Origin of the sequence: Curtobacterium sp. MCBA15_009, assembly GCF_001864895.1 — a bacterium.
Classification (GTDB): domain Bacteria; phylum Actinomycetota; class Actinomycetes; order Actinomycetales; family Microbacteriaceae; genus Curtobacterium.
This window is the reverse complement of sequence record NZ_MJGO01000006.1, coordinates 1-24,602: the sequence shown is the minus strand read 5'-3', so window position 1 is coordinate 24,602 and position 24,602 is coordinate 1. Positions and strand designations below refer to the sequence as shown.

The window sequence follows — 24,602 nt, the reverse complement described above, 5'->3', positions numbered from 1 at the left end:
GGTCGACGTCGTGCGACAGCAACGTCGTCCTACGAGCTGGTCGCCAGCCCGCCAGCCCGCCAGCCCGCCGGCCCCGGCCCCGTCAGCCCGCCGGCCCCGCGGCACCGCGCTCAGGACGAGGGGACCACGGCCTCCCACGCCAGGGTCTCGCCGTAGCTGCGCTTGCTGAACGGCTCGAGGCCGGCTGGCCACGTCGGCTCGGGGGAGCGCTTGCTGCGCTCGACCACGACCACGGCGTTGGCGGTGAGCCGCGGGGCGAGGGTCTCGAGCACCTCGGCCAGCTCGTGCTCGGTGACGTCGTAGGGCGGGTCGATGAACACGAGGTCGAACGTGCGCACGGTCCCGCGCAGGTAGCCGAGCACGGGCTGCGGCTGCACGTCGATCCGGACGCCGGGCACCCGCTGCTGCACCGCGCGCGCGTTCGCCCGGCACGCCTGCGCCGCCGCGGAGGCCCGGTCCACGAGCACGACCTCGGCCGCGCCGCGCGATGCCGCCTCGAGCCCGAGGGCGCCGGTGCCCGCGTAGAGGTCGGCGACGGAGGTGCCCTGCACGAGCCCGCGGGACTCGAGCGAGGAGAACAGGGCCTCGCGCACGCGGTCGCTCGTCGGCCGGGTGCCGGACTTCGGCACCCGGAGCGTCGTGGAGCCGGCGGCACCGGCGATGATGCGGGTCATGCAGCCACCGTAGCGGCCCCACCGGACCGTCCGGGCGTTCTCCACAGGCCGGTCGGGAGGCGCGTGGCCGTCGGTCCCGCCGGGTACCGTTGACGCCGTGGTCACCTCCGCAACCCCCGCCGTGCCGCCCGCGGCCGACCTCGGTCCGGCGCCCCTCGACGCACGGCTCGCGAGCGTCCTCGGCGGCCGGACGGCGAGCGCGATCGAGAAGGCCTTCGGCTACCGCACCGTCGGCGAGTTCCTCGAGCACGCCCCGCGGCGGTACGCCGAGCGCGGGGCACTGACCGCGCTCGACTCGCTCGCCATCGGCGAGCCGGTCACCATCGTCGCCGAGGTCGTCGACGTCCGCGAACGCACGATGCGTGCCCGGCGCGGGTCCATCCTCGAAGCGAAGATCGGCGACGGCAAGGGGCTGCTCACCCTCACGTTCTTCAACCAGGGCTGGCGCACGAAGGACCTCGTGCCCGGGGCCCGCGGCATCTTCGCGGGCAAGGTCAGCGACTACCGCGGCGCCCGGCAGCTCGCGCACCCCGACTACGAGCTCTTCGACGCGGACGACCCGCGCGCCACCGCCGAGCCCGGCTCGGACGAAGCCATCCGGTGGTCGCGGCAGCCGATCCCGATCTACCCGGCGACCGCGTCCCTGTCGTCGTGGCAGATCGCGAAGTCCATCGCGATCGTGCTCGACACCCTGCCGGACCTGCCCGACCCCGTTCCGGCCGCAGCACGCGGGCGGCTCGACCTCGTGCCGTTCCGTCGCGCGCTCGAGCTCCTGCACCGCCCCGAGAAGGTCGCCGACTTCAAGCGGGCGCAGGACGCCCTGCGCTACCGCGAGGCGTTCGTGCTGCAGACCGCACTGGTGCAGCGCCGGATCCGGTCACGGCGCACCGCCGCCACCGCACGGGTGGCGTCCCCCGGGGGCATCCTCGAGCGGTTCGACGCGACCCTGCCGTTCGAGCTGACCGACGACCAACGCACCGTGGGCGCCGAGGTCGACCAGGACCTCGCCCGTACGTGGCCGATGCACCGTCTCGTGCAGGGCGAGGTCGGTTCCGGCAAGACGCTCGTGGCGATCCGGGCCATGCTCACGGTGGCCGAGTCCGGCGGCCAGTCCGCGCTCATCGCCCCGACCGAGGTGCTGGCGGCGCAGCACCTCCGCTCCATCGTGAAGTTCCTCGGACCCGACCTGGCAGCCGAGCTCCGCCCGGTGATCCTGACCGGCTCGCAGAGCACCGACGAACGTCGTCGGGCGCTGCTCGCCGCGGCGTCCGGTAGTTCCCGGCTCGTCGTCGGCACGCACGCGCTGCTCGGCGACCGCGTCGACTTCGCCGAGCTCGGGCTCGTCGTGGTCGACGAGCAGCACCGGTTCGGTGTCGAGCAGCGCGAGGCCCTGCGCACCAAGGGCGCGACCCCGCCGCACGTCCTCGTCCTCACCGCGACGCCGATCCCGCGCACCGTCGCGATGACCGTGTTCGGCGACCTCGACGTCTCGACGATCACCGGGCTGCCGTCCGGCCGCGCCGGGGTCGAGACCTTCACGGTGCCGCTCGCCGAGCACCCTGGCTGGGAGTCCCGGATCTGGTCACGGATGGCCGAGGAGCTCGACAAGGGCCGCCAGGCGTTCGTGGTGTGCCCTGCGATCGACGACGCCCACACCGAGGACGACGGCGAGCCCGCGCCGACCGACGCCGCGGCGGAGCCCGACGCGCCGAAGCGTGCGCCGGCGACCGTGCTCGCGACAGCCGAGCGGATGCGGACGATTCCCGTGCTCGCGGGCCGGCGGATCGCGGTGCTGCACGGCCGGATGACCGCGGACGAGAAGGACCGCGTGATGACGTCGTTCGCGGCCGGTGACCTCGACGTCCTCGTCGCGACGACCGTGATCGAGGTCGGCGTCGACGTCCCGAACGCAGCCATGATGGCGGTGCTCGACGCCGACCGCTTCGGGGTCTCGCAGCTGCACCAGCTCCGCGGACGCATCGGCCGCGGGCAGTGGGCCGGGGTGTGCCTGCTCGTCACCACCGCCGAACTCGAGACCACGTCGCGCGAGCGGGTGGACGCCGTGTCGGCCTCCGACGACGGCTTCGAGCTCGCCCGGGTGGACCTCGAGCTCCGCCGCGAGGGGGACGTGCTCGGCGAACGGCAGTCCGGCGGACGGTCGTCGCTGAACCTGCTGCGCGTCGTCGAGCACGCCGACCTCATCGTCGACGCCCGCGGCGAGGCCGAACGGGTGCTCGAGCGCGATCCCGACCTGCAGGGCAGTCCCGCGCTGCGCGAGGCACTGGGCCGACGGCTCGACGAGTCCGACGCGGCGTTCCTCGGCAAGAACTGACGGGGGCCTCCGGCACGCCGCGGACCGGTATCGTCGCTCGCATGGCGCAGATCGCGGTGGTCCCCGGTTCCTTCGACCCCGTCACCCTCGGGCACCTCGACGTGATCGGCCGCGCGGCCGGGTTGTTCGACGAGGTGCACGTCCTCGTGGTGCACAACCCCGACAAGAAGCCGGCGATGTTCGAGGCCGTCGACCGCGTGCGGCTCATCCGCGAGTCGCTCGTCGAGGTCGGCGCTCCCGAGACGGTGACGGTGGGCGAGTGGACCGCCGGGCTCCTCGTCGACTACTGCCGGCAGGTCGGCGCGACGGTCCTGGTCAAGGGCGTGCGCTCCGGCGAGGACGTCGCGTACGAGACCCCGATGGCGATCATGAACCGCCACCTCGCCGACGTCGAGACCGTCTTCCTGCTGCCCGAGGCGTCGCGCGCCCACGTGTCGAGCTCCCTCATCCGGCAGGTGTCGTCGCTCGGTGGCGACGTCACGCCGTACGTGCCCCGGGTCGTCGCAGCGGCACTCGCGGCCCGCTGACCGGACCGCCGCACGGGCCCCGGACAGGACGCAGGCGCACGACCGGTCCCGGACACGCCCCGCGCTGCCTCGACTCCCGGTCCCGATCGCGCTAGGATCGACGATCGTGTCTTCCCACGTGAACAGCCCCTACGCCCTCCGGGTGCGCGACCTCGCGCACCGTCCGGGCGAGATGCGTGAGCACACGCTCGACGTCACGGTGCCGGACGCGATGGGTGCCGGCGTGATCGCCGTCCGCGAGGGCGCCGAGCTGCGCATCGACCTCCGTCTCGAGGGCCTGCACGAGGGCGTCCTGGTCTCCGGCCACGCCTCGGCGGACGCCACGGGGGAGTGCTCGCGCTGCCTCATCGACATCAGCGAGCCGGTCGAGGTCGATTTCGCCGAGCTGTTCGCGTACGATGTCTCGGAGGATTTCGACTTCTTCGTTCGCGATGACCACGTGGACACCGAACAGGTCGTTCGAGATGCGGTGGTGCTGGCGCTGCCGTTCCAGCCGGTCTGTCGTCCGGACTGCCCAGGACTCGACCCGGAGACGGGCGAACGCCTGGCAGACCTCGGTGAACAGCCCGCCCGACCGGCACTGGATCCCCGCTGGGCAGCGCTGAGCGCGGTCCAGCTGGACAACGACACCCCCACCGCCGACACGACCACCGAGGGTCAGGAGCGGGCCGAGGCCGAGTAGGCCCCGCGACCGCCAGCCCCCGTACCGACCACCGACCAACCGAAAGAGATCAACCATGGCCGTTCCCAAGCGCAAGCAGTCCCGTGCGAACACGCACGCCCGTCGTTCGCAGTGGAAGGCCACGCCGATCCAGCTCGTGAAGACCGTCGAGAACGGCCAGGTCACGTACAGCCTCCCGCACCGCGCGAAGGTCGTCGAGGACTCGGCCGGCACCCCCCTGTACATGGAGTACAAGGGCCGCAAGGTCGCCGACGTCTGATCGGACCGAACGCATGACGACGACGTCCGGCGCCGCGGGGTCCCGCCCCGTGGGGCCGGACGTCGTCCGTCTGCAGGGCATCCTCGGGGTCGACATCGACCTCGAGCTGCTCCAGCTCGCCCTGACACACCGCTCCTACGCGTACGAGCACGGCGGGATCAAGCACAACGAGCGCCTCGAGTTCCTCGGTGACTCCATCCTCGGCCAGGCCGTGACCGTGAAGCTCTACCGGTCCTTCCCCGACCTGGACGAAGGCGACCTGGCGAAGCGCCGGGCGAGCCTGGTGTCCACCGTCGCCCTCGCCGAGATCGCCCGGATGATCGGCCTCGGCGCCTACCTCCGGCTCGGCAAGGGCGAGGAGCAGACCGGCGGCCGCGACAAGTCGTCGATCCTGGCGGACACGGTCGAGGCCGTCATCGGCGCCACCTACCTGTCGTCCGGCGCGGACCCGGCGACCGAGCTCGTGCTGCGGCTGGTCGAACCGCTCATGATCGACCCCGACCGCTTCGGCGCCGCGATGGACCCGAAGACGAGCCTGCAGGAGCTCGCGTCGAGCCTGTCGCTCGGCAACCCGGCGTACCGCGTCACCGAGACCGGCCCGGACCACGACAAGACCTTCAGCGCGACCGTCGTCCTGCAGGGCGAGGACGTCGCCGCCGGCACCGGTTCGAGCAAGAAGGCCGCCGAGATGGCCGCCGCGCTCGACGCGTGGACCCGGCTCTCCGGCCGAGCGGCCTGACCGCGTGCCCGAACTCCCCGAGGTCGAGGTCGTCCGCGCCGGCCTCGAACCCGCCGTCAGCGGCGCGCGCGTGCTGCACGTGGACGTCGTCGACGACCGCGCGCTCACCCGCCACGACGGCCCGTCCGAGGACTTCGCCGACCGGCTGACCGGGCGCACCATCGCCGCCGCCGTGCGCCGGGGCAAGTTCCTCTGGATGCCGCTGCTGCCCGAGCACGAGGGGGACCGCCCCGAGGCACTCGTCGCCCACCTCGGCATGAGCGGGCAGATCCTGCTCGGCCGCGGGCGCGAGGCCGCGCGGCACCGCCGGATCCTCATCGACGTGCAGCCGTCCGGCTCCGGTCGCGACGGTGCCCAGGAGCCGCCGGTCGAGCTCGAGTTCGTCGACCAGCGGACGTTCGGGTCGATGGCGATCGACACGATGGTCCCGACGGTCGACGGCGCACCGGCCGGGTCCGCCGGGCACGTCGACGACGCCGACCCGGACGCCCCGTGGCGCCGGTGGGTGCCCGGCCAGGTCTCGCACATCGCGCGGGACCCCCTCGACCCCGCCTTCGACGACGACCGGTTCACCGCGATGGCCCGCAAGCGTTCGAGCGGGATCAAGCGCGTGCTGCTCGACCAGGGCGTCGTCAGCGGGATCGGCAACATCTACGCGGACGAGTCCCTCTGGGCCGCGAGGTTGCACTACGACCGACCCGCCGACCGCCTGACCCGCGGCGACCTGCGCCTGCTGCTCGACGAGGTGCGGCTCGTGCTCCGGCGCGCGCTCGAGGACGGCGGCACGAGCTTCGACGCGCAGTACGTCAACGTGAACGGGCAGTCCGGGTACTTCTCGCAGCGGCTGAACGTCTACGGGCAGCAGGGAAAGCCCTGCCCCCGGTGCGGGACGACGATCGTGCGTGAGGCCTTCATGAACCGGTCGAGCCACATCTGCCCCGTGTGCCAACCGCGCCCTCGTCGGCGTACGCGTTAGCCTGACGCCCAACCAGAGCATCCGGAGACCGCATGTACTTGAAGAGCCTGACCATCAAGGGGTTCAAGTCCTTCGCGCAGCCGACGACGTTCGCCTTCGAGCCGGGCGTCACGTGCATCGTCGGTCCGAACGGTTCCGGGAAGTCGAACGTCGTCGACGCCCTGGCCTGGGTGATGGGGGAGCAGGGGGCGAAGACCCTGCGCGGCGGCAAGATGGAGGACGTCATCTTCGCCGGCACCTCGACCCGCGGCCCGCTCGGTCGCGCGCAGGTGCTCCTGACGATCGACAACACCGACGGGCTGCTGCCGATCGAGTACTCCGAGGTGACGATCTCGCGCACGCTCTTCCGGAACGGCGGCAGCGAGTACGCCATCAACGGCGAGAACTGCCGGCTGCTCGACGTCCAGGAACTGCTGAGCGACACCGGCCTCGGCCGCGAGATGCACGTCATCGTCGGGCAGGGGCAGCTCGACAAGGTGCTGCACGCCACCCCGGAGGACCGCCGCGGCTTCATCGAGGAGGCCGCCGGCATCCTCAAGCACCGCCGTCGCAAGGAGAAGACCCTCCGCAAGCTCGACGCGATGCAGATGAACCTGACCCGCCTGTCCGACCTGGCCGGCGAGATCCGGCGGCAGCTGAAGCCCCTCGGGCGACAGGCCGAGGTCGCGCGCAAGGCGCAGTCCGTCGCCGCGGTGGCGCGCGACGCGAAGGCGCGCATCCTGGCCGACGACGTCGTCCGCCTGCGCCGCGAGCTGCACGACCACCAGGAGGTCGAGGCCGGCCGCAAGTCCGAGCGCATCGTGCTCACCGAGCGGCTCGACCAGACGCGGGTGCGGCAGCAGCACGTCGAGCAGAGCATGGTCGGCGACGACGTCGACCGTGCTCGCACCGTCGTGCACCGGCTCGAGAGCGTGCAGGAGCGGCTGCGCGGGCTGTCCAGCCTGGCGAACCAGCGGCTGATGTTCCTCGCCCAGCAGGCCGACGCACCGCAGCAGGGTCCGACCGTCACGCCCGAGCAGGTCGCCGGGGTCCGTGCCGAGGCCGAGCGGCTCGCGGCCCGTGCCGAGGAGGTGCAGGGCGGTGCGGCGACGACGGCGCGGGCCGTGCAGCAGGCCCGCGACGCCCTGGACGCCCTCGACGAGCGCATCGCCGAGCAGGCCGCACGGGTGTCCCGGCACGACCTCGAGGCGCAGCGGCTCGCCAACGCGGTCGACGTCGCACGGTCACGACGCGGGTCGGCCGTGGCGGACCGGGAGCGTCGCGAGCGTGCCCTCGCCGAGGCCGGGGAACGCGCCGAGCGGGCGGCGTCGGCGCTGGCCGACCTCGGGACCGACCCCTCGGAGGGTGTCGACGAGGACGCACTCACGACCGCGCTCGAGGCCGCCCGCGCCGCCCTCGAACAGGCCCAGACCCTCCGCGACGGACAGCGCGACCGGCTGCACGGCCTGGAACGCGAGCGCGACGCCCTCGACGCCCGGGTGGCGGCGCTCGGCATGTCGATCGACGTGCGCGACGGCTCGCAGGCGCTCATCGACGCCGGTCGGGCCGGGATCGTCGGCCGGCTCGCCGACCACCTCACGGTGACGCCCGGCTTCGAGGCGGCCGTCGCGATCGCCCTCGACGGGCTCGCCGACGCCGTGCTCGCCGACGACCGCGACGTCGCCACGGACGCCGTCGCGCACGCACGGTCGTCGGACATCGGGCGCATCGACGTGGTCGTCGCCGACGCCGTCGTCGGGACGAGCAGCCTGCCGGACACCCTGCCCGCAGGCGTCCGACGTGCGCTCGACCTGGTGCAGGGTCCGCCCGCGCTCGCGTCCGTGCTGCGGGACACGCTGGTCGCGGAGACCGAGGACGTCGACCTGCAGGAGGTGCTCGCCGCCGCCCCGCTGGCGACGGTCGTGACGCGGTCGGGTGACCTCGTCCGTGCGGTGCGCGTGACGGGCGGCGGCGAGCGGGTGACCTCGCGCATCGAGCTCGCCGCGGAACGCGACGACGCCGTGAGCCGGCGCGACGCGATCGCGACGGACGCCGAGGACGCTGCCACGGGCCTCCAGTCCGCGCGCGTGGCCGTCGAGGACGCGCGCCGCGCGGTGGACGAGGCCGACGCGGCATCCCGTGCGTACACCCGGGCGAAGGCGGAGTACGACCGCACGAGCGCGTCGACGCGTGCGAAGGCGGAGAACGCGGTGGCCGAGGTCGAGCGGCTCCGGGCCGCCCTGGCCGAGACGGACGGCGCGGTCGAGGCGGTGGAGGCATCGCTCGCCGAGGCCGAGGCGGCCCACCGCGCGTTCACGGCGCAGGAGCGACCCGTGGTCGACGCCTCGGAGCGGCCGGCGCTGCAGGACGCCCTCGAGGCCGCGCGGGCCGCCGAGGTCGAGCACCGCATCCAGGTCGAGACCGTCCGCGAGCGTGTCCGGGCCGAGCGCAACCGGGCCGACCAGCTCGACCGGCAGCTCGAGGCCGAGCGTGCCGCCGCCGAGGAGGCCGCCCGGCTCGCGGTCATCCGGCGCGGGCAGATCCGGACCGCCGAGGGCGTCCTCGCCAACCTGCCCGAGGTGCTCGGCGCCGTCGACCGGTCACTCGCCGAGGCCCGGGTGCGGCTCGCGACGGAGGAGTCCGAGCGGGCGAAGCGCAACACCGAGCTCCAGGCGATCCGCAACGAGGAACGCGAGCTCCGGGACCGCCTGCAGACGATCACCGACGGCGTGCACTCGCTCGAGATGGAGATCTACGAGAAGAAGCTGCACGTGTCCGGCGTGCTCGACCGGGCGCAGAGCGACCTCGGGCTGACCGAGGCGGTGCTCGTCGCCGAGTACGGCCCGCACGTGCCGGTGCCCGTCGACGTGCTCGTCGACCCGCGGGTGCTCGCGCGGAAGCACCGCGAGGCCGAGCGCGCCGCCGCTGCCGCAGCGTCGAGCGACCCCGACGCCCCCACCGGCGAGGCCGCCGACGACACCGAGGACACCGGAGACGGCGTGGGCACCGAGGAAGCCGACGACCTCGCGCTCGTCGAGGCGGCCTCGACGCTGCCCGGCGGACCCGCACTGCCGGAGTTCGACACCACGGACGAGATCGACCCCGCCGACGTCGAGACCGTCCCCTACGTCCGCGCCGAGCAGGAGCGACGGCTCAAGGCCGCCGAGCGCGACCTCGGGCAGCTCGGCAAGGTGAACCCGCTCGCCCTCGAGGAGTTCCAGGCCCTCGAGCAGCGGCACGCCTTCCTCGCCGAGCAGCTCGAGGACCTGCAGAAGACCCGCACCGACCTGATGACGATCATCGACGAGCTCGACACGAAGATGCAGACGATCTTCGAGTCGGCGTTCAACGACACGAAGGAAGCCTTCGACGTCGTCTTCCCGATCCTGTTCCCGGGCGGCTCGGGGTCGATCACCCTCACCGACCCGACCGACCTGCTCGGCACCGGGATCGACGTCCAGGTGAAGCCCGCCGGCAAGAAGATCGACCGCCTGACGCTGCTGTCCGGCGGTGAGCGGTCCCTCGCCGCGGTGGCGCTGCTCGTCGCGATCTTCACCGCGCGGCCGTCGCCGTTCTACATCATGGACGAGGTCGAGGCCGCGCTCGACGACGCGAACCTCGGCCGTCTGCTCACCGTGTTCCAGCGGTTGCGCGAGACCTCGCAGCTCATCGTCATCACCCACCAGAAGCGCACGATGGAGATCGCCGACGCCCTGTACGGGGTGTCGATGCGGCAGGACGGCGTCTCGGCCGTCGTCGGACAGCGCGTGCAGAAGCCCGAGCCCGAGCCTGCCGACGCGGTCGCGGTCGCGTAGCTCGCCGCAGCCGTTCACCGGGGCGCTCTGCGAAAGCGACAGGTTCCCGCCAACAGTTCGCGGCAGACAGTCGCTTTCACGGAACTGTCCGAACGACCACGCGGACAACTGTCGCTCTCGCAGCAACGAGCGCGCGGCCCTGGACGCCCCCAGCGACGGACAGGAGGCGCGGTGCCAGCTGGCACCGCGCCTCCTGTCCGAGAGGGGGGTCTGGACTACTTCGCGTCCGCCTCGACGGCCTCCGCGGGCTCGCCCGACGGGGTCAGGCCGCGCTTCCGACGCTTGTTCGACACGACGAGCGAGGCGACGGTCGCGACGGCGATGGTGAGCATGATGAAGCCGAGCGAGAACCAGATCGGGATCTCGGGGGCCCACTCGATGTGCTCGCCGCCGTTGATGAAGGGCAGCTCGTTGACGTGCATCGCGTGGAACACGAGCTTGACACCGATGAAGCCGAGGATGACCGCCAGCCCCTGACCGAGGTAGATGAGGCGCTCGAGCAGCCCCGCGATGAGGAAGTACAGCTGACGCAGACCGAGCAGCGAGAACGCGTTCGCGGTGAACACGATGAAGGCGTCCTGCGTGAGCCCGAAGATGGCGGGGATCGAGTCGAGCGCGAAGAGCACGTCGGTCAGACCGATGGCGACCATGACGAGGAGCATCGGGGTGAACAGGCGCTTGCCGTCGACCTTGGTCGTCAGGCGGTCACCGTCGTAGTGGTCCGACGTGGGGATGATGCGCTTGAGCAGACGGATCAGGCGGGAGTCGGCCTCGTCACCGCTGTGGTCGTTGCCGCTGCGGGCCTGCGACCAGGCGAGCCAGAACAGCAGGGCGCCGAACAGGTAGAAGACCCACGAGAAGTTGTCGATGATCGTGACGCCGAGGGCGATGAACACACCGCGGGCGGCGAGGGCGATCGCGACGCCGACGAGCAGGACCTTCTGCTGGAACTCCTTCGGCACCGCGAACGACGTCATGATGATGAGGAAGACGAACAGGTTGTCGACGGACAGCGCCTTCTCGGTGAGCCACCCGGCGAAGTACTCGCCACCGGCCTGCCCGCCGCCGAAGACCCAGACGCCGACGCCGAAGGCGATCGCGAGGGCGATGTAGACGACCGACCAGAAGGCCGATTCACGGATGTGCGGCACGTGCGGTGTGCGCACGTGCGAGAAGAAGTCGAACACGAGCAGGCCGAGGATGCCGGCGATCGTGATGAGCCAGACTGCGAGTGGGACGTCCACGGATTTCCTTCAGGTAGGAGCGCCCCGGAAAACGGGTGCGCTGAAGCCTGAAGGTCTCTTCCGCCGCGGACCGTGTGCTCTGACTGTTGCCGGAGGCCACGTGCCGCGACCGACGCCCCGGGTCCGGGTCGTTCCGGGCCGTACTGACGGGGTCGCCGAGAGGGAATACTCCCCTTCGCACCACCGAGCGTAGCGGACGCCCTGTGCGAGCGGTGCGCTCTAAGCTGGGAACATGGCGAGTTCTTGGTCACTGTCCTCCCGGCTGCGCGGGCTGTTCCAGCGCAAGACGATCGACGAGACCACGTGGGAGGACCTGGAGACCGCCCTCATCGGCGCGGACTTCGGTCCCGACATCTCCGAGGCGATCATCGAGGACCTGCACGCCCGCGTCGACCGGTACGGCACGACCGACCCCGCCGACCTGCAGCGCATGCTCCGCGAGGTCCTCGAGGAGCGGCTCTCGAAGCTCGACACCACGCTCAAGCTCAGCGCGCGCCCCGCCGTCGTGCTCGTCGTCGGCGTGAACGGCGTCGGCAAGACCACGACCATCGGCAAGTTCGCCAAGTTCCTCCGGACCTACGACCGCTCCGTGCTGGTCGGCGCCGCGGACACCTTCCGTGCGGCCGCGGTGGAGCAGGTGGCCACCTGGGCCCAGCGCGCCGGTGTCGACGTCGTCCGACCCGCACAGCCCGGGCAGGACCCGGCGTCGGTGGCCTACCAGACGGTCGAGAAGGCGATCCGCGACCAGACCGAGATCGTCGTCATCGACACCGCGGGCCGTCTGCACACGAAGGCCGGCCTGATGGACGAGCTGACCAAGATCAAGCGCGTCGTCGAGAAGCAGGTCGAGATCAGCGAGGTGCTCCTCGTGCTCGACGCCACGACCGGGCAGAACGGCCTCGCCCAGGCGCAGGCGTTCATCGAGGGCGCCGGTGTCACCGGGCTCGTCATCACGAAGCTCGACGGCTCCGCCAAGGCCGGGTTCGTGCTCAGCGTGCAGGAGAAGACCGGCATCCCGATCAAGCTCATCGGCCAGGGCGAGGGCATCAACGACCTCACCGGCTTCACGCCGCACGTGTTCGTGCAGAACCTCGTCGGCTGATCCCGGGTACCGTCTCCGCAGTACAGGGATCGTCCAGGTACACCGGAAGGAGCCCCACATGCCCGCTCTCCTGATCATCGCGATCATCGTCGGCCTGGTCCTGCTCTTCAGCGGCATCTTCGTCAGCGCCCTGAAGTTCCTGCTGTTCATCGGGATCGCCCTGATCCTGCTCTCGATCATCGGTTGGCTCCTGCGGAGCATCCGCGGCCGCGCCTGAGCAGGACGCGCCCTGCACGGGCGCAGATCCGGGACGGGAGGCACGGTGCCAGCTGGCACCGTGCCTCCCGTCCGTCCGTCTCCAGGTCTCAGACCGCCTGGCGACCCGGAGCGGCGTCGAGCAGGTGCGACAGGTGCTCCGGCACCGAGCCGCCGCGCGCGACCGTGGCCCGGGCCCAGAGGCGACCGGCGCGGTACGACGACCGCACCAGCGGTCCGGCGAGCACCCCCGCGAAGCCCATCGCCTCGGCCACCTCGCGCAATGCGACGAACTCGTCGGGCGTGACCCAGCGCGCCACCGGCAGGTGCCGCGGCGACGGGCGGAGGTACTGCGTCAAGGTGATGATGTCGGTACCGGCGTCGAACAGGCGCTGCAGGGCGTCCTCGATCTCGACGCGCTCCTCGCCCATGCCGAGGATGAGGTTCGACTTCGTGACGAGCCCCGCGTCTCGGCCCTGGCTGATGACGTCGAGCGACCGCTCGAACGTGAACGCGGGCCGGATGCGCTTGAAGATCCGCGGCACCGTCTCGACGTTGTGGGCGAAGACCTCGGGGCGGGCGTCGAACACCTGGCCGAGCTGGTCCGGCCGACCGTTGAAGTCGGGCAGGAGGATCTCGACGCCGGTGCCGGGGGAGTGCTCGTGGATCGCACGGATCGTCTCGGCGTAGAGCCACGCACCACCGTCGGGCAGGTCGTCGCGGGCGACCCCGGTGACCGTCGCGTACTTCAGGCCCATCTCGGCCACGGAGTCGGCGACGCGGCGCGGCTCGTCGCGGTCGAGCGGCTCGGGCTTGCCGGTGTCGATCTGGCAGAAGTCGCACCGGCGGGTGCACTGCGAGCCGCCGATGAGGAAGGTCGCCTCGCGGTCCTCCCAGCACTCGAAGACGTTGGGGCAGCCGGCCTCCTGGCAGACGGTGTGCAGCTGCTTGGTCTTCACCAGGGCCGACAGCTCGCGGAACTCCGGACCCTGGGTGGCGCGGGTCTTGATCCACGCGGGCTTCGTCTCGATCGGGGTCTCGGCGTTGCGGGCCTCGACCCGGAGCATGCGGCGGCCGTCGGGGGCGAGGGTCATACGAGGGTCTCCTGACGTGCGGGGGCGGCTGTCGTGGCGGTGCTGCTGATCCGGTGGCCGGTGTGCATGCCGTCGACGGCGTCCTGCACGCGTCGCGCGACGAGCGGCACGAGGTCGTCGGGGCCGACGTGCCGACCGGCCGCCGCACTGAGGGTCGTGACGCCGGCGTCCGTGATCCCGCACGGCACGATCGCGGCGTAAGCGTCGAGGGCGTTGTCGCAGTTGATCGCGATGCCGTGGCTCGAGACCCCCTCGGCGACGTGCAGGCCGATCGCGCCGACCTTGGCGGGCGGGACGTCGGTCGTCCACGCGCCGCTGCGGCCGTCGATGCGCCGGGCGTCGACGCCGACCGACGCCGCCGCGTCGATGACGACCTGCTCGAGGTCGCGCACCCAGGCGACGACGTCGATCGGCTCGGCCAGCCGGACGATCGGGTACACGACGAGCTGCCCGGGCCCGTGCCAGGTGATCCGGCCGCCGCGGTCGACCTCGACCACGGGGGAGCCGTCCGTCGGCAGGTCGGAGGCCTCGGTGCGGCGACCGGCGGTGTACACGGACGGGTGCTCGCAGAGGACGAGCGCTCCGGGGGAGCGGCCGGCGACGACGTCGGCGTGGAGGGCCCGCTGCAGTGCGAGCCCCTTGGCGTGGTCGAGCAGCCCCGGGGGCCGCACGAGTTCGAGTGGCGGCATGAGGGGAGCGTACGCCGGTTGTTGGACGGAGTACAAGAACCTGCAGCACGTGAGTGGTCGGTGTGCTCGGAGCCGGGACGTCACGCGGTGCAACATCGGCTCCCCGGCGCCGTCCTGCTCGTAGCGTCAACCCATGACCGACTACCTCGACCGCGAGCAGGACGCGACCTTCACGAAGGTCTACAAGCAGCAGACCCCGGACATCCTGCAGGCGTTCCTGCAGTTCGACTCGGCGGTGTTCCAGGCGGAGGGCCGGGCGATCCCGCTGCGGTACCGGGAGCTCATCGCCCTGGCCGTGGGCATCACCACGCAGTGCGTCTACTGCATCGACGCGCACAGCCAGCGCGCGGTGACCGCGGGGGCCTCCGAGGCGGAGCTCGCCGAGGCGGCGTGGGTCGCCACGGCGATCCGCGCCGGCGGCGGGTTCGCCCACGGTCGACTGGGCTTCAAGTTCGGCGCGGACGCCGCGCCGGCCGTGCCGGAGCACGACCACCCCGAGGCCCGTCCGTGACCGCGCGCCCGGTCCTGGTCACCGCCCTGCAGGGTGCCGGGTGGCACCCTGCCGCCTGGCGTGTCGCCGGGCCGGCCGCCCGGCGGCTCAGCAGCCTCCGCCACTGGCGTGACGTCGTCGTCGAGCAGGACCGGCTCGGCGTCGACGCCGTCACCATCGAGGACGCCTTCACGGCCGGCCCGGTGGCCGCCGACGGTGACCTCGACACCCGGACCGTCGTCGGGCGGCTCGACGCCCTGCTCGTCGCGAACGCGGTCGCGCCCGCGACCCGGGCCGTCGGCCTGGTGCCGACCGTCTCGGTGACGCACACCGAGCCGTTCCACGTCGCCACGGGCCTCCAGACCCTCGACCACGTCTCGCTCGGACGTGCCGGCTGGCGGATCCAGGTGAGCCCCACGCCGCGGGAAGCGGCGCTGTTCGGGCGCCGGGAGCTGCCGGCGTGGACCGGCACGGCGGACCCGGCGGCGACCGCGCCGCTCTTCGACGAGGCCCGGGAGGTCGCCGAGGTCGTCTCCCGCCTCTGGGACAGCTGGGACGACGACGCGATCATCCGCGACGTGGCCACGGGCCGGTTCATCGACCGCGACCGGATCCACGGCGCGGCGTTCGTCGGGGAGCACGTGGCGGTGCACGGTGCGTCGATCGTGCCGCGGTCGCCGCAGGGGCGGCCGCCGGTGTTCTCGCTGGCACACCGCGCGGACGCAGCGTCCTTCGCGGTGGACAGCGCGGACGTCGTCCTGGTCACCCCGGGCCTCGCCGGCCGGCGAGCGCGGGACCTGCTCGACGAGGTCCGTCACCTCGAGCAGGAGGCCGGGTCGGACGTGACACGTCCGGTCCTCGCCGACCTCGCGGTGCTCATCGGGTCCTCGACCGCCGAGGCCGAGGACGACCTCGCCGCGCTCGACCGCGCCGCCGGCGCGCCCTACGCCGTCGGCTCCGGCTCCGACACGACGGTGCTCGCGACGACCGTCGCGGACCTCGTCGCACGGATCGGCGACCTGGGCGGCCTCGGCTACGCCGGTGTCCGGCTCCGACCGCTGCGCATCCCGGTCGACTCGACGGCGATCGCCCGGCAGCTCGTGCCAGCGCTGGTCACCGCGGGCCTGCGCGCCGACGTCGCGTCCCGCCCCACCGCCGACCTGCGCACGCGGCTCGGCATCGCCCCGGCCGTCAGCCGGTACGCCCGCACCACCGCTGCCCAGGGGGTCCCAGCATGAGCACGAAGCGCCAGGTCCACCTCGCCGCACACTTCCCGGGGGTCAACAACACCACCGTGTGGAGCGACGAGCGAGCCGAGAGCCAGATCGCGTTCTCGTCGTTCGAGCACTTCGCGAGGAACGCCGAGCGCGGCTTCTTCGACTTCCTGTTCCTCGCCGAGGGGCTCCGGCTCCGCGAGCAGAAGGGCCGCATCCACGACCTCGACGTCGTCGGCCGCCCGAACACCCTCGCGATCCTCGCCGCCCTGGCCGGGGTCACCGAGCACATCGGCCTCGTCGGCACGCTGCAGACGACGTTCAACGAGCCGGTCGAGCTCGCGAAGCAGCTCGCGACGCTCGACCACCTCTCCGACGGGCGTGCCGGCTGGAACGTCGTGACGAGCTCGGACGCGTTCCACGGCGCGAACTTCCGACGCGGTGGCTTCCTCGACCACGCCGACCGGTACACGCGCGCCGACGAGTTCGTCTCGCTCGCACGGGAGCTGTGGGACTCGTGGGAGCCGGACGCGGTCGTCGCGGACGCCGCCTCGGGCCGCTTCGCCGATCGGTCGCGGATCCGTGACGTCGACCACCACGGGCCGCAGTTCGACGTCACCGGCACCTTCCCCGTCCCGCGGAGCCCGCAGCGGCACCCCGTGGTCGTGCAGGCCGGCGACTCCGACGAGGGACGCGACCTCGCCGCCCGTCAGGCGGAGGTCGTCTTCTCGCTGCACACCGAGTTCGACGACGCGAAGGCCTTCTCGGCGGACGTCGCGCAGCGCCTCGAACGCGTCGGCCGGACGCGTGACGAACTGCTGGTCCTGCCCGGTGCGACCTTCGTCCTCGGCGACACCACGGCCGACGCCGAGGACCGCTCCCGCGCGATCCGCCGCGCACAGGTGAGCCCCGCGACCGCGATCGCGTTCCTCGAGCAGGTCTGGAACCGCGACCTGTCCGGGTACGACGTCGACGGGCCGTTGCCCGAGGTCGAGCCGGACGTCGACGCCGACGCGATCACGCGCGGTCGTGTCCGGCTCGCCCAGGACCCGCGCGCCACGGTGCGGACCTGGCGTGAACTGGCGGAGGCGGAACGCCTGTCGATCCGCGACCTCGTGATCCGGGTGTCGACCCGCGGCGGCTTCGTCGGGACCCCGTCGCACATCGCCGCCGAGATCGACCGGTACGTGCAGGAGCGCGCCACGGACGGCTTCGTCGTCGTGCCGCACACCAACCCGCACGGACTCGACGAGTTCGTCGACCGGGTCGTCCCCCTGCTGCAGGAGCGCGGTGTCTACCGCACCGCGTACGACGACGGCGCGACCCTCCGCAGCACCCTCGGCCTGCCCGGGCACGTGCGCGACCGGCGAGGGGCGCTCGCATGACCCCGACGACCCCATCGGCGACCGGTCGAGCGGCCGTCCCGCTGTCCGTGCTCGACCTCGTGCCGGTGTCGTCCGGTTCGACGCCCGGCGCAGCCCTGCACAACACGATCGCGCTCGCCCGGGCGAGCGAGCGTGCCGGGTACGCGCGGTACTGGCTCGCCGAGCACCACCTCAACCCGGGCGTCGCCGGCAGCGCACCACTCGTCGTCCTCGGTGCGGTCGCCGCGGCGACGAGCACCATCCGGGTCGGCAGCGCCGCGACCCTCGTCGGCAACGTCCGCGGCCTGCAGATCGCCGAGACCTTCGGCACCCTCACCGGCCTGTACGGTTCGCGCTTCGACCTCGGACTCGGGCGTTCGGGAGCGCCGGCGGCGGGGACCCCGAGGCCGCCGGCACTGGCTCCGCGCGCGGACGAGGAGGTCGACGGGCTGCTGCTCCCGGCCCCCTTCGAGTTCCGCATCGCCCCGGGCAGCCGGTTCGCGCTGCAGGGCGAACTGCTCGGTCGCGTCCCCGGCGACGTGGAACGGTTCGAGGACGAGCTCACCCTGATCCGGCAGCTGTTCGCGGGCACCCACACGCGCGACGGTGTCGTCGTCGAGGCCCCGCCCGCCACCGGGGTCGACGTCGAGCTGTGGATCCACGGCTCGACCGGTGGCGAGAGCGCCCGGATCGCCGGCGCGCTCGGCCTGCCGTACGGCGCCAACTACCACTCGTCGCCCGGCACCGTCCTCGCCTCGGTCGAGGCGTACCGGGCGGCGTTCCGACCAGGGGTCCTGCGGGCACCGCACGTGATCGTCTCGGCGGACGTCGTCGTCGGACGGGACCCCGACGAGGCCGACGAACTGGCCCTCGGCTACGGCCAGTGGGTGTGGTCGATCCGGTCGGGTACCGGTGCGATCCCGTACCCGACGCCGGACGAGGCCAGGGCCACACCCCTGGTCGGCGACGCGGCGGCCGCGGTACGGGACCGGCTCGCCGCTCGGTTCGTCGGTGACCCGGCACACGTCGCCGATCGGCTCGAGGTCCTCGGCCGCGTCACCGGCGCCGACGAGCTCCTCGTCACGACGATCACGCACGACCACGCGGCGCGCGTGCGCTCCCACGAGCTGCTCGCGGCGGAGTGGGTCCGGCGGGCCGCGGCGTCCGACAGGCCGGTCGCGAGCAGTGTGTGACACGACGGAGGACGGACGACGGGAGGCGCGGTGCCAGCTGGCACCGCGCCTCCCGTCCCGACCGGCGACCGCCGTCAGCTGTTGTCGAGCGGCAACCCCTCGGGGTTGACCTCGGACTGCTCGACGGCCTCGTTCGACAGGTTGTACGCCTGCAGCCACTTCGCGTACGTGCCGTCCTCGATGAGCTCGTCGATCGCGCCCCGGATCGGCTCCGCGAGCCCGCTGCCCTTCTTCGTCGTCGCCGCGATCAGGCCCTGCAGCGTCGACCCGGCGCCCGAGTACGTGCCGGCCGTGTCCGACGGGTGCGCACTCCCCGCGCTCTGCGTGTTCTGGTACGCGATCGTCGGGTTCGGGCCGAAGTAGCCGTCGATCTTGCCGGAATCGAGCGCCAGCTCCACGGCGTTGCCGTCCGGGTAGTACTTGACGGTGACGTCCTCGCCGGCGGCCTGGAGCTGCGACTTCCACTCGAGGAGGATCTTCTCCTGGTTCGTCCCGGAGCTCACGGCGATCGTCTTGCCGGCCAGCACGGACGGGTCGCCTTCGAACGTCAGGTCCGAGCCCCGGAGGACCTGCAGGGCGAGTTCGTCGCGGCGGTAGGAGGCGAAGTCGTACTTCTCCTTGCGCTGCTCGGTCACCGTGATGTTCGAGAAGGCGGCGTCGTACTTGCCGCCGTCGATGCCGACGAACATGTTGTCCCACGTCGCGTTCTCGACCTTCGGCTGCAGGCCGAGCTTCGCGGCGACCAGACGCCCGAGGTCCGGCTCGGACCCGGTCAGCGTCTTCTGGTCGTCGCCGGTGAACGCCAGCGGCGGGAACCCGGCGGGGAGCGCGCCGACGCCGATCACCAGCTCGCCCGACTCCTTGACCGCGGCGGGCAGCGAGTCGTGCAGCGCCTCGTCCTCGGTCACCGTGACGGTCGTCTCGGTCCCGGCGCCGTTCGAGGCCGCGCCGATGGTGACGGAACCGTCCGACGAGCCGGGGTCCCCGTCGCCGGCGGACCCGCCCGCCGAGCACCCGGCCAGGGCGACGACGACGCCGGTCGCGAGGACGAGGGCTCCGGCACGGTGGCGCCAGCGGGTGGTGGTGCTGGTGGTGGTGGGCATGGTGCTCCTGGGTTCGTGAGGGCGGACTGGGCGGTCAGCGGACGCGTGCGAGGAAGTCCCGGGTCCGTGGGTGCCGGGGGGCGTCGACGACCTGGGACGGTGGTCCCTGCTCGACGACCCGGCCGTGGTCGAGGAACACCACGTGGTCGGCGACGTCGCGCGCGAAGGCGACCTCGTGCGTGACGATGACGAGCGTCGTGCCGGACTCGGCGAGCGACGCGATGACGTCGAGGACCTCGCCGACGAGTTCCGGGTCGAGCGCCGAGGTCGGCTCGTCGAGCAGGACGACCGCAGGTTCGAGCGCCAGGGCCCTGGCGATGGCGACGCGCTGCTGCTGGCCGCCGGAGAGCTGTCGCGGACGGGCGTCCGTCCGCTCCGCGAGGCCGACCCGACCGAGCAGGTCACGGGCCCGCGCGGTGGCGGTGGCGCGGTCGACCCCGGCCGCGAGCAGCCCCTCGGCGACGTTCTCGAGCGCGGTGAGGTGGGGGAACAGGTTGAAGTGCTGGAACACGAACCCGATCCGGGAACGCTGCCGCAGGATCAGCCGTTCGGGCAGCTCCTTGAACCGCGGCGTCCCGTCCCGGCCGGTCCGCAGCCGCACGCCGATCGGTTCACCCCCGATCGTGACCACCCCGCGGTCGAGCGGTTCGAGGTGGTTGATCGCCCGCAGCAGGGTGGACTTGCCGGACCCGGACGGCCCGAGGACCACGGTGACGCTGCCCGCCGGGAACGTCAGGTCGACGCCGTCGATGACGCGCTGGTCGCCGAACGCCTTCACGGCTCCGTGGATCGCGATGTCGGCGCTCATCGGACGGCCCCGTCGTCGATGGTGGGAGCGTTGCCGGAGGGGGCGGCTGCGGCTGCCTGTCGGCCCGGACCGCGTCCGGACCGACGACGGACCGCGGCCCGGACCCGTCCGAACAGCGTGGGTGGCAGCGTCCGCACGGACCCGCGAGCCGTCCAGCGCTCGACGTGGTACTGCACGACCGACACCGCGCTGGTCAGCGCGAGGTACCAGATCGTCGCGACCACGAGCAGCGGGATGATGTCCGTGGGGTAGGTGCTCGACAGGTTCTGCACGACACCGAACAGGTCGAGCAGCGACACGTAGAACAGCAGCGACGACGCCTTGAGCAACCCGACCACCTGGTTGACGAACGCCGGGACGATCGAGCGCAGCGCCTGGGGCAGGATCACCCGGACGAACTGCCGGCGGCGGGGCAGGCCGAGCGCCTGGGCGGCCTCGTGCTGCCCGTGGTCGACGGCGAGCACCCCGGCGCGGACGATCTCCGACGCGTAGGCGATCTCGGTGAGGCTCAGCGCCGCGACACCGATGGCCAGGTCGCTCAGCACGTTCGTGGTGGGCACCTCGAGCTGTGGCCCGAACGGGATCCCGATCCCGATCCTCGGGTAGAGCGACCCGAGGTTGTAGAGGAAGACGAGCACCAGGATGAGCGGCACGGACCGGAACAACCAGACGTAGCCCCAGGCCAGCCCGGACAGCACCGGGTTCCGCGACAGCCGGCCGACGGCGACCAGCACACCGCCCGCGAAGCTGATCACGGCGCTGAGCGCGGTCGCGACGAGCGTCAGCTGCAGGCCGGTCAGGATCGCCGGGCTGAACAGCCACTTGCCGACGGTGGACCAGCCCCACGCGGCGTTGGTGAAGAGGGTCTCGACGAAGTCGAGCAGGAGGACGAGCACCACCGCAGCGGCGAGCCACCGCACGGGGTGGCGCAGCGGGAGGACCGGCCGGTCCAGCGCGGCGCGGCCGGCAGCGTCGATGGTGGTGGTCGGCGCGGTCCCGGTCGTCGCGCCGGAGGCGCGGTGCGGCTCCGTCGCGTCCCCCGCGATGGTCTTCGTGAACGGGTGGATGCCGATCTCCTCCGGCGACCGCGTCACGTCGTAGCGGGGGGAGTACCCGGCGCGCAGGTAGAGCGACACCGCCTCCGGCTGTCGAGGCCCCGTGGTCAGGTACACGCGGCGGAAGCCCCGGCGGCGCGCCTCGTCCTCGAGCTCCGCGACCACGAGTCCGGCGAGCCCGCGCCCGCGGGCGTCGCGAGCAGTCCAGATGCGCTTCAACTCGACGGTGTCGTCGTCGTACGGCTTGAACGCGCCGCCGGCCACGAGCCGGTCGTCCTCGTGGAGGAGCACGAACGCACCACGGGGTGCGACGAAGTCCTCGACCGGGTAGCGCGCGAGCTCCACCGAGGCCGGCTCGCCGGAGTGGTCGCCGTACCGGGTGTCGTACTCGCGTTCGAGGTCCGCGAGCATCGGTGCCGCAGCCGGGTCGTCCGGTCGGACGGTGCGGAACACGAGCGCGCCACGTGGGCGGGCTGTCACCTCTGCTGACTCGGTCATGGCGTGACCGTACGAGGCCCGGTGACGACCGGGCAACGAGGTGCGCAACGGGCCGAAACACGACGCAACAGGGGGTCACACGCCGGGCGGTCTCCCCGATCGGAGCCGCCGCCGTGGGCCCGACGGCCTCAGCGCAACCGCTCCACTTCGCCGAGGAAGTAGGCGTCCGCGCGCTCGCGGGCCTCGGCCGACCTGTTCTCCGGCGGCAGGTCGTCGAAGGAGCGCGCCCGCTCGAGCTCGTCGGCCACGAACAGGGCCAGGACCGCGGGCGGCTCACCGTGCCCCAGCTCACGCGTCCGGGCCTTCACGACGATGAGCTCCGCGGCGGCCTCCCGGACCGCCTCGGGCGCGGACGACTCGGCGAGGAGCGTCGGCAGGTCCATCGGCGGGGTCGCACTCTCGGGGTGGTCACGGAGCCACCGCAGCGAGGCCGCGGTCCGGAGGATGTAGAAGAACCGCTTCAGGGTGACTCCGCGCTCCGCCTGGCGGTCCGCGACGTGCAGGTGGTGGCGGCCGATGCGACCCCGGTCCGCGACGCTCGCGACGAACGCGAGCAACCGGTCGCGGAACGCCTCGTCGCCCGTGTAGACGATCGGGGAGCGGAGCCACTCACCGACCGTGGCGTTCCCGTTCACGGCGAGCCGGACCGTCTTCGCCAGGTCCCACCCGTTCACGTCGAACACCTCGTCGACCGGTGTCTCGATGACGTCGCGGCGGGGCCACAGCGACAGGTAGTCGTCGGGTCGACGCACGTACAGGAAGCGGCAGTCGTAGTCGCTGTCCGGCGACGGGAACCCCCACGCGCGCGAGCCGCTCTCGACCGCCCACGGGATCGTGACCCCGAGGTCGGTCTGCAGCCGGGCGAGTCGGTCGTCGATCTCGGCGACCACGGCGGGGTCGAGTCCTGCTGGTACGGCACGCATGTCGAGACGATACCGAGGGCGGCGGCACCCGAGCGGGAGGGCGACCCGGTAGAATCGACGGATCATGGCGCAATTCGGTTCACTCTCCGATCGGCTGACCGAGACCTTCCGCAACCTGCGGAGCAAGGGTCGGCTGACTCCGTCCGACGTCGACGGCACCGTCCGCGAGATCCGGCGGGCGCTCCTCGACGCCGACGTCGCGCTCGAGGTCGTCAAGGCGTTCACCGCAGCGGTGCGCGAGCGTGCCCTCTCCGACGAGGTCAACCGCGCGCTCAACCCGGCGCAGCAGGTCGTCCAGATCGTCAACGAGGAACTCGTCGGCATCCTCGGCGGCCAGCAGCGTCGGCTCGAGTTCGCGAAGAAGCCGCCGACGGTCATCATGCTCGCGGGTCTGCAGGGTGCCGGTAAGACCACCCTCGCCGGCAAGCTCGGCAAGTGGCTCAAGAAGGACGGCCACACGCCGATGCTCGTCGCGGCGGACCTCCAGCGTCCGAACGCCGTGCAGCAGCTGCAGGTCGTCGGTGAGCAGGCCGGCGTCCACGTCTTCGCGCCGGAGCCCGGCAACGGCGTCGGCGACCCGGTCAAGGTCGCCAAGAACGCGATCAAGGCCGCCGTCGACCAGCAGTACGACACGGTCATCGTGGACACCGCCGGTCGTCTCGGCGTCGACGCCGAGCTGATGAAGCAGGCCGCGAACATCCGCAAGGCCGTCGACCCCGACGAGGTCCTGTTCGTCATCGACGCGATGATCGGTCAGGACGCCGTCGTCACCGCCCGTGCCTTCCAGGACGGCGTCGACTTCACCGGCGTCGTCCTGTCGAAGCTCGACGGCGACGCCCGCGGTGGTGCCGCGCTCTCGGTCGCCAGCGTCACCGGTCGCCCGATCATGTTCGCCTCCACCGGCGAGGGGCTCGACGACTTCGAGCCGTTCCACCCGGACCGCATGGCCAGCCGCATCCTCGACCTCGGCGACATCATGTCGCTCATCGAGCAGGCCCAGTCGGCCTTCGACGAGGACGAGGCCCGCAAGGTCGCCGAGAAGATCGCGACCGACTCGTTCACGCTGAACGACTTCCTCGGCCAGATGCAGCAGCTGCGCAAGGCCGGCTCGATCAAGGGCATGCTCGGCATGCTCCCGGGCGCCAAGGGCATGCGCGAGGCGCTCGACAACTTCGACGAGCGCGAGATCGTCCGCACGGAGGCCATCATCCAGTCGATGACCCCCCAGGAGCGCGAGCTCCCGAAGCTGCTGAACGGGTCTCGCCGACTGCGCATCGCGAAGGGTGCCGGGTCCACCGTGACCGAGGTCAACGCACTCGTGAACCGGTTCGAGCAGGCCGCGAAGATGATGAAGACCGTCGCCCGTGGTGGCGTGCCGCAGATGCCGGGCATGGGCCCGATCCCGGGCATGCACGGCGGCAAGAAGCAGCAGCAGGGCGGCAAGAAGAAGTCCAAGGTCGGCAACCCGGCGAAGCGTGCGGCCCTCGCCGCCGGTGCCGCGGCCGCGCCGCAGCAGGCCCCGCAGGGATCGGGCCTCGGGCTCGGCGGCGCCGCCAAGGGCGGCAAGGCGCCGACCGAGGAAGAGCTCGCCAGCCTGCAGAAGTTCCTGGGTCGCTAGTCGCGACCACCTGACGGACGGGAGGCCCG

The 24,602-nt window shown here is 72.3% G+C and carries 22 protein-coding genes; 14 read left to right on the top strand and 8 right to left on the bottom strand.

Annotated elements, in window-relative coordinates; translation table 11 throughout:
• Positions 1-110 precede the first annotated feature (110 nt).
• Positions 111-674: an RsmD family RNA methyltransferase gene (locus tag BIU97_RS02570; protein WP_071253934.1), complete on the bottom strand. Its 564-nt coding sequence runs from the start codon at positions 672-674 to the stop codon at positions 111-113.
• Positions 675-771: 97 nt separating this feature from the next.
• Here BIU97_RS02570 and BIU97_RS02565 point away from each other — a divergent pair, with 97 nt between their 5' ends.
• The 7 genes from BIU97_RS02565 (at position 772) to BIU97_RS02535 (ending at position 9,983) form a co-directional block, all read left to right on the top strand.
• Positions 772-3,006 (top strand): ATP-dependent DNA helicase RecG, encoded by a 2,235-nt coding sequence (locus BIU97_RS02565; protein WP_083404534.1) that lies wholly within the window; start codon positions 772-774, stop codon positions 3,004-3,006.
• A gap of 41 nt (positions 3,007-3,047) precedes the next feature.
• Complete coding sequence (coaD, locus tag BIU97_RS02560; RefSeq protein WP_071253850.1) at positions 3,048-3,533, top strand: pantetheine-phosphate adenylyltransferase; 486 nt, start codon at positions 3,048-3,050, stop codon at positions 3,531-3,533.
• Between the two features lie 142 nt (positions 3,534-3,675).
• Positions 3,676-4,215 carry a YceD family protein gene (locus BIU97_RS02555; protein ID WP_441294386.1) on the top strand — a complete coding sequence of 180 codons (540 nt, stop codon included), beginning with the start codon at positions 3,676-3,678 and terminating at the stop codon, positions 4,213-4,215.
• A gap of 55 nt (positions 4,216-4,270) precedes the next feature.
• Positions 4,271-4,474 carry a 50S ribosomal protein L32 gene (rpmF, locus tag BIU97_RS02550; protein ID WP_071253846.1) on the top strand — a complete coding sequence of 68 codons (204 nt, stop codon included), beginning with the start codon at positions 4,271-4,273 and terminating at the stop codon, positions 4,472-4,474.
• Between the two features lie 13 nt (positions 4,475-4,487).
• Positions 4,488-5,213: a ribonuclease III gene (rnc, locus tag BIU97_RS02545; RefSeq protein ID WP_254782848.1), complete on the top strand. Its 726-nt coding sequence runs from the start codon at positions 4,488-4,490 to the stop codon at positions 5,211-5,213.
• Positions 5,214-5,217: 4 nt separating this feature from the next.
• Complete coding sequence (gene mutM, locus BIU97_RS02540; protein WP_071253844.1) at positions 5,218-6,189, top strand: bifunctional DNA-formamidopyrimidine glycosylase/DNA-(apurinic or apyrimidinic site) lyase; 972 nt, start codon at positions 5,218-5,220, stop codon at positions 6,187-6,189.
• A 32-nt stretch (positions 6,190-6,221) separates the two neighbouring features.
• Positions 6,222-9,983 carry a chromosome segregation SMC family protein gene (locus BIU97_RS02535; RefSeq protein WP_071253842.1) on the top strand — a complete coding sequence of 1,254 codons (3,762 nt, stop codon included), beginning with the start codon at positions 6,222-6,224 and terminating at the stop codon, positions 9,981-9,983.
• A gap of 215 nt (positions 9,984-10,198) precedes the next feature.
• Here the strand turns inward: BIU97_RS02535 and BIU97_RS02530 are convergent, their stop codons facing one another.
• A complete protein-coding gene (locus tag BIU97_RS02530; protein WP_071253840.1) occupies positions 10,199-11,227 on the bottom strand; it encodes a TerC family protein in 1,029 nt (342 codons plus the stop codon).
• Between the two features lie 232 nt (positions 11,228-11,459).
• Between BIU97_RS02530 and ftsY the strand changes: the two genes are divergently transcribed.
• Positions 11,460-12,329 (top strand): signal recognition particle-docking protein FtsY, encoded by an 870-nt coding sequence (gene ftsY / locus BIU97_RS02525; RefSeq protein WP_071253838.1) that lies wholly within the window; start codon positions 11,460-11,462, stop codon positions 12,327-12,329.
• Positions 12,330-12,387: 58 nt separating this feature from the next.
• Positions 12,388-12,546, top strand: a complete 159-nt coding sequence (locus BIU97_RS17905; RefSeq protein ID WP_175472147.1) for a hypothetical protein — start codon at positions 12,388-12,390, stop codon at positions 12,544-12,546.
• Between the two features lie 88 nt (positions 12,547-12,634).
• On the opposite strand, the gene lipA is transcribed toward BIU97_RS17905, so the two are convergent.
• Together lipA and lipB are read right to left on the bottom strand one after the other, a co-directional pair.
• Entirely contained in the window at positions 12,635-13,618 is a 984-nt protein-coding gene (lipA, locus tag BIU97_RS02520) for a lipoyl synthase (protein ID WP_071253835.1), read from the bottom strand.
• The gene (gene lipB / locus BIU97_RS02515; RefSeq protein ID WP_071253833.1) at positions 13,615-14,307 is read right to left on the bottom strand and encodes a lipoyl(octanoyl) transferase LipB; all 693 of its coding nucleotides are present in this window, start codon (positions 14,305-14,307) and stop codon (positions 13,615-13,617) included. Before lipB ends, lipA begins: the two co-directional genes overlap by 4 nt.
• A 133-nt stretch (positions 14,308-14,440) precedes the next feature.
• Between lipB and BIU97_RS02510 the strand changes: the two genes are divergently transcribed.
• Genes BIU97_RS02510 through BIU97_RS02495 form a run of 4 tightly spaced genes read left to right on the top strand, consistent with a single transcriptional unit; the run spans position 14,441 to position 18,568 of the window.
• On the top strand, positions 14,441-14,818 hold the full coding sequence (locus BIU97_RS02510) for a carboxymuconolactone decarboxylase family protein (protein ID WP_071253831.1): 378 nt from the start codon (positions 14,441-14,443) through the stop codon (positions 14,816-14,818).
• Positions 14,815-16,035, top strand: coding sequence for an LLM class flavin-dependent oxidoreductase (locus tag BIU97_RS02505; RefSeq protein WP_071253829.1), 1,221 nt, complete (start codon positions 14,815-14,817; stop codon positions 16,033-16,035). Before BIU97_RS02510 ends, BIU97_RS02505 begins: the two co-directional genes overlap by 4 nt.
• A complete protein-coding gene (locus BIU97_RS02500) occupies positions 16,032-17,396 on the top strand; it encodes an NtaA/DmoA family FMN-dependent monooxygenase (RefSeq protein ID WP_071253827.1) in 1,365 nt (454 codons plus the stop codon). Before BIU97_RS02505 ends, BIU97_RS02500 begins: the two co-directional genes overlap by 4 nt.
• Positions 17,393-18,568 carry an LLM class flavin-dependent oxidoreductase gene (locus BIU97_RS02495; RefSeq protein ID WP_071253825.1) on the top strand — a complete coding sequence of 392 codons (1,176 nt, stop codon included), beginning with the start codon at positions 17,393-17,395 and terminating at the stop codon, positions 18,566-18,568. Before BIU97_RS02500 ends, BIU97_RS02495 begins: the two co-directional genes overlap by 4 nt.
• 74 nt (positions 18,569-18,642) lie before the next feature.
• On the opposite strand, the gene BIU97_RS02490 is transcribed toward BIU97_RS02495, so the two are convergent.
• The 4 genes from BIU97_RS02490 to BIU97_RS02475 form a co-directional block, all read right to left on the bottom strand.
• A complete protein-coding gene (locus BIU97_RS02490; RefSeq protein WP_071253823.1) occupies positions 18,643-19,671 on the bottom strand; it encodes a transporter substrate-binding domain-containing protein in 1,029 nt (342 codons plus the stop codon).
• Between the two features lie 34 nt (positions 19,672-19,705).
• Complete coding sequence (locus tag BIU97_RS02485) at positions 19,706-20,479, bottom strand: amino acid ABC transporter ATP-binding protein (RefSeq protein WP_071253822.1); 774 nt, start codon at positions 20,477-20,479, stop codon at positions 19,706-19,708.
• Positions 20,476-22,032, bottom strand: a complete 1,557-nt coding sequence (locus tag BIU97_RS18245) for a GNAT family N-acetyltransferase (RefSeq protein ID WP_083404533.1) — start codon at positions 22,030-22,032, stop codon at positions 20,476-20,478. The genes BIU97_RS02485 and BIU97_RS18245 overlap by 4 nt, the downstream gene beginning before the upstream one ends.
• Before the next feature lie 128 nt (positions 22,033-22,160).
• Positions 22,161-22,955: a nucleotidyltransferase domain-containing protein gene (locus BIU97_RS02475; RefSeq protein WP_071253819.1), complete on the bottom strand. Its 795-nt coding sequence runs from the start codon at positions 22,953-22,955 to the stop codon at positions 22,161-22,163.
• A gap of 64 nt (positions 22,956-23,019) precedes the next feature.
• Here BIU97_RS02475 and ffh point away from each other — a divergent pair, with 64 nt between their 5' ends.
• Complete coding sequence (gene ffh / locus BIU97_RS02470; protein WP_071253817.1) at positions 23,020-24,573, top strand: signal recognition particle protein; 1,554 nt, start codon at positions 23,020-23,022, stop codon at positions 24,571-24,573.
• Positions 24,574-24,602: the final 29 nt, after the last annotated feature.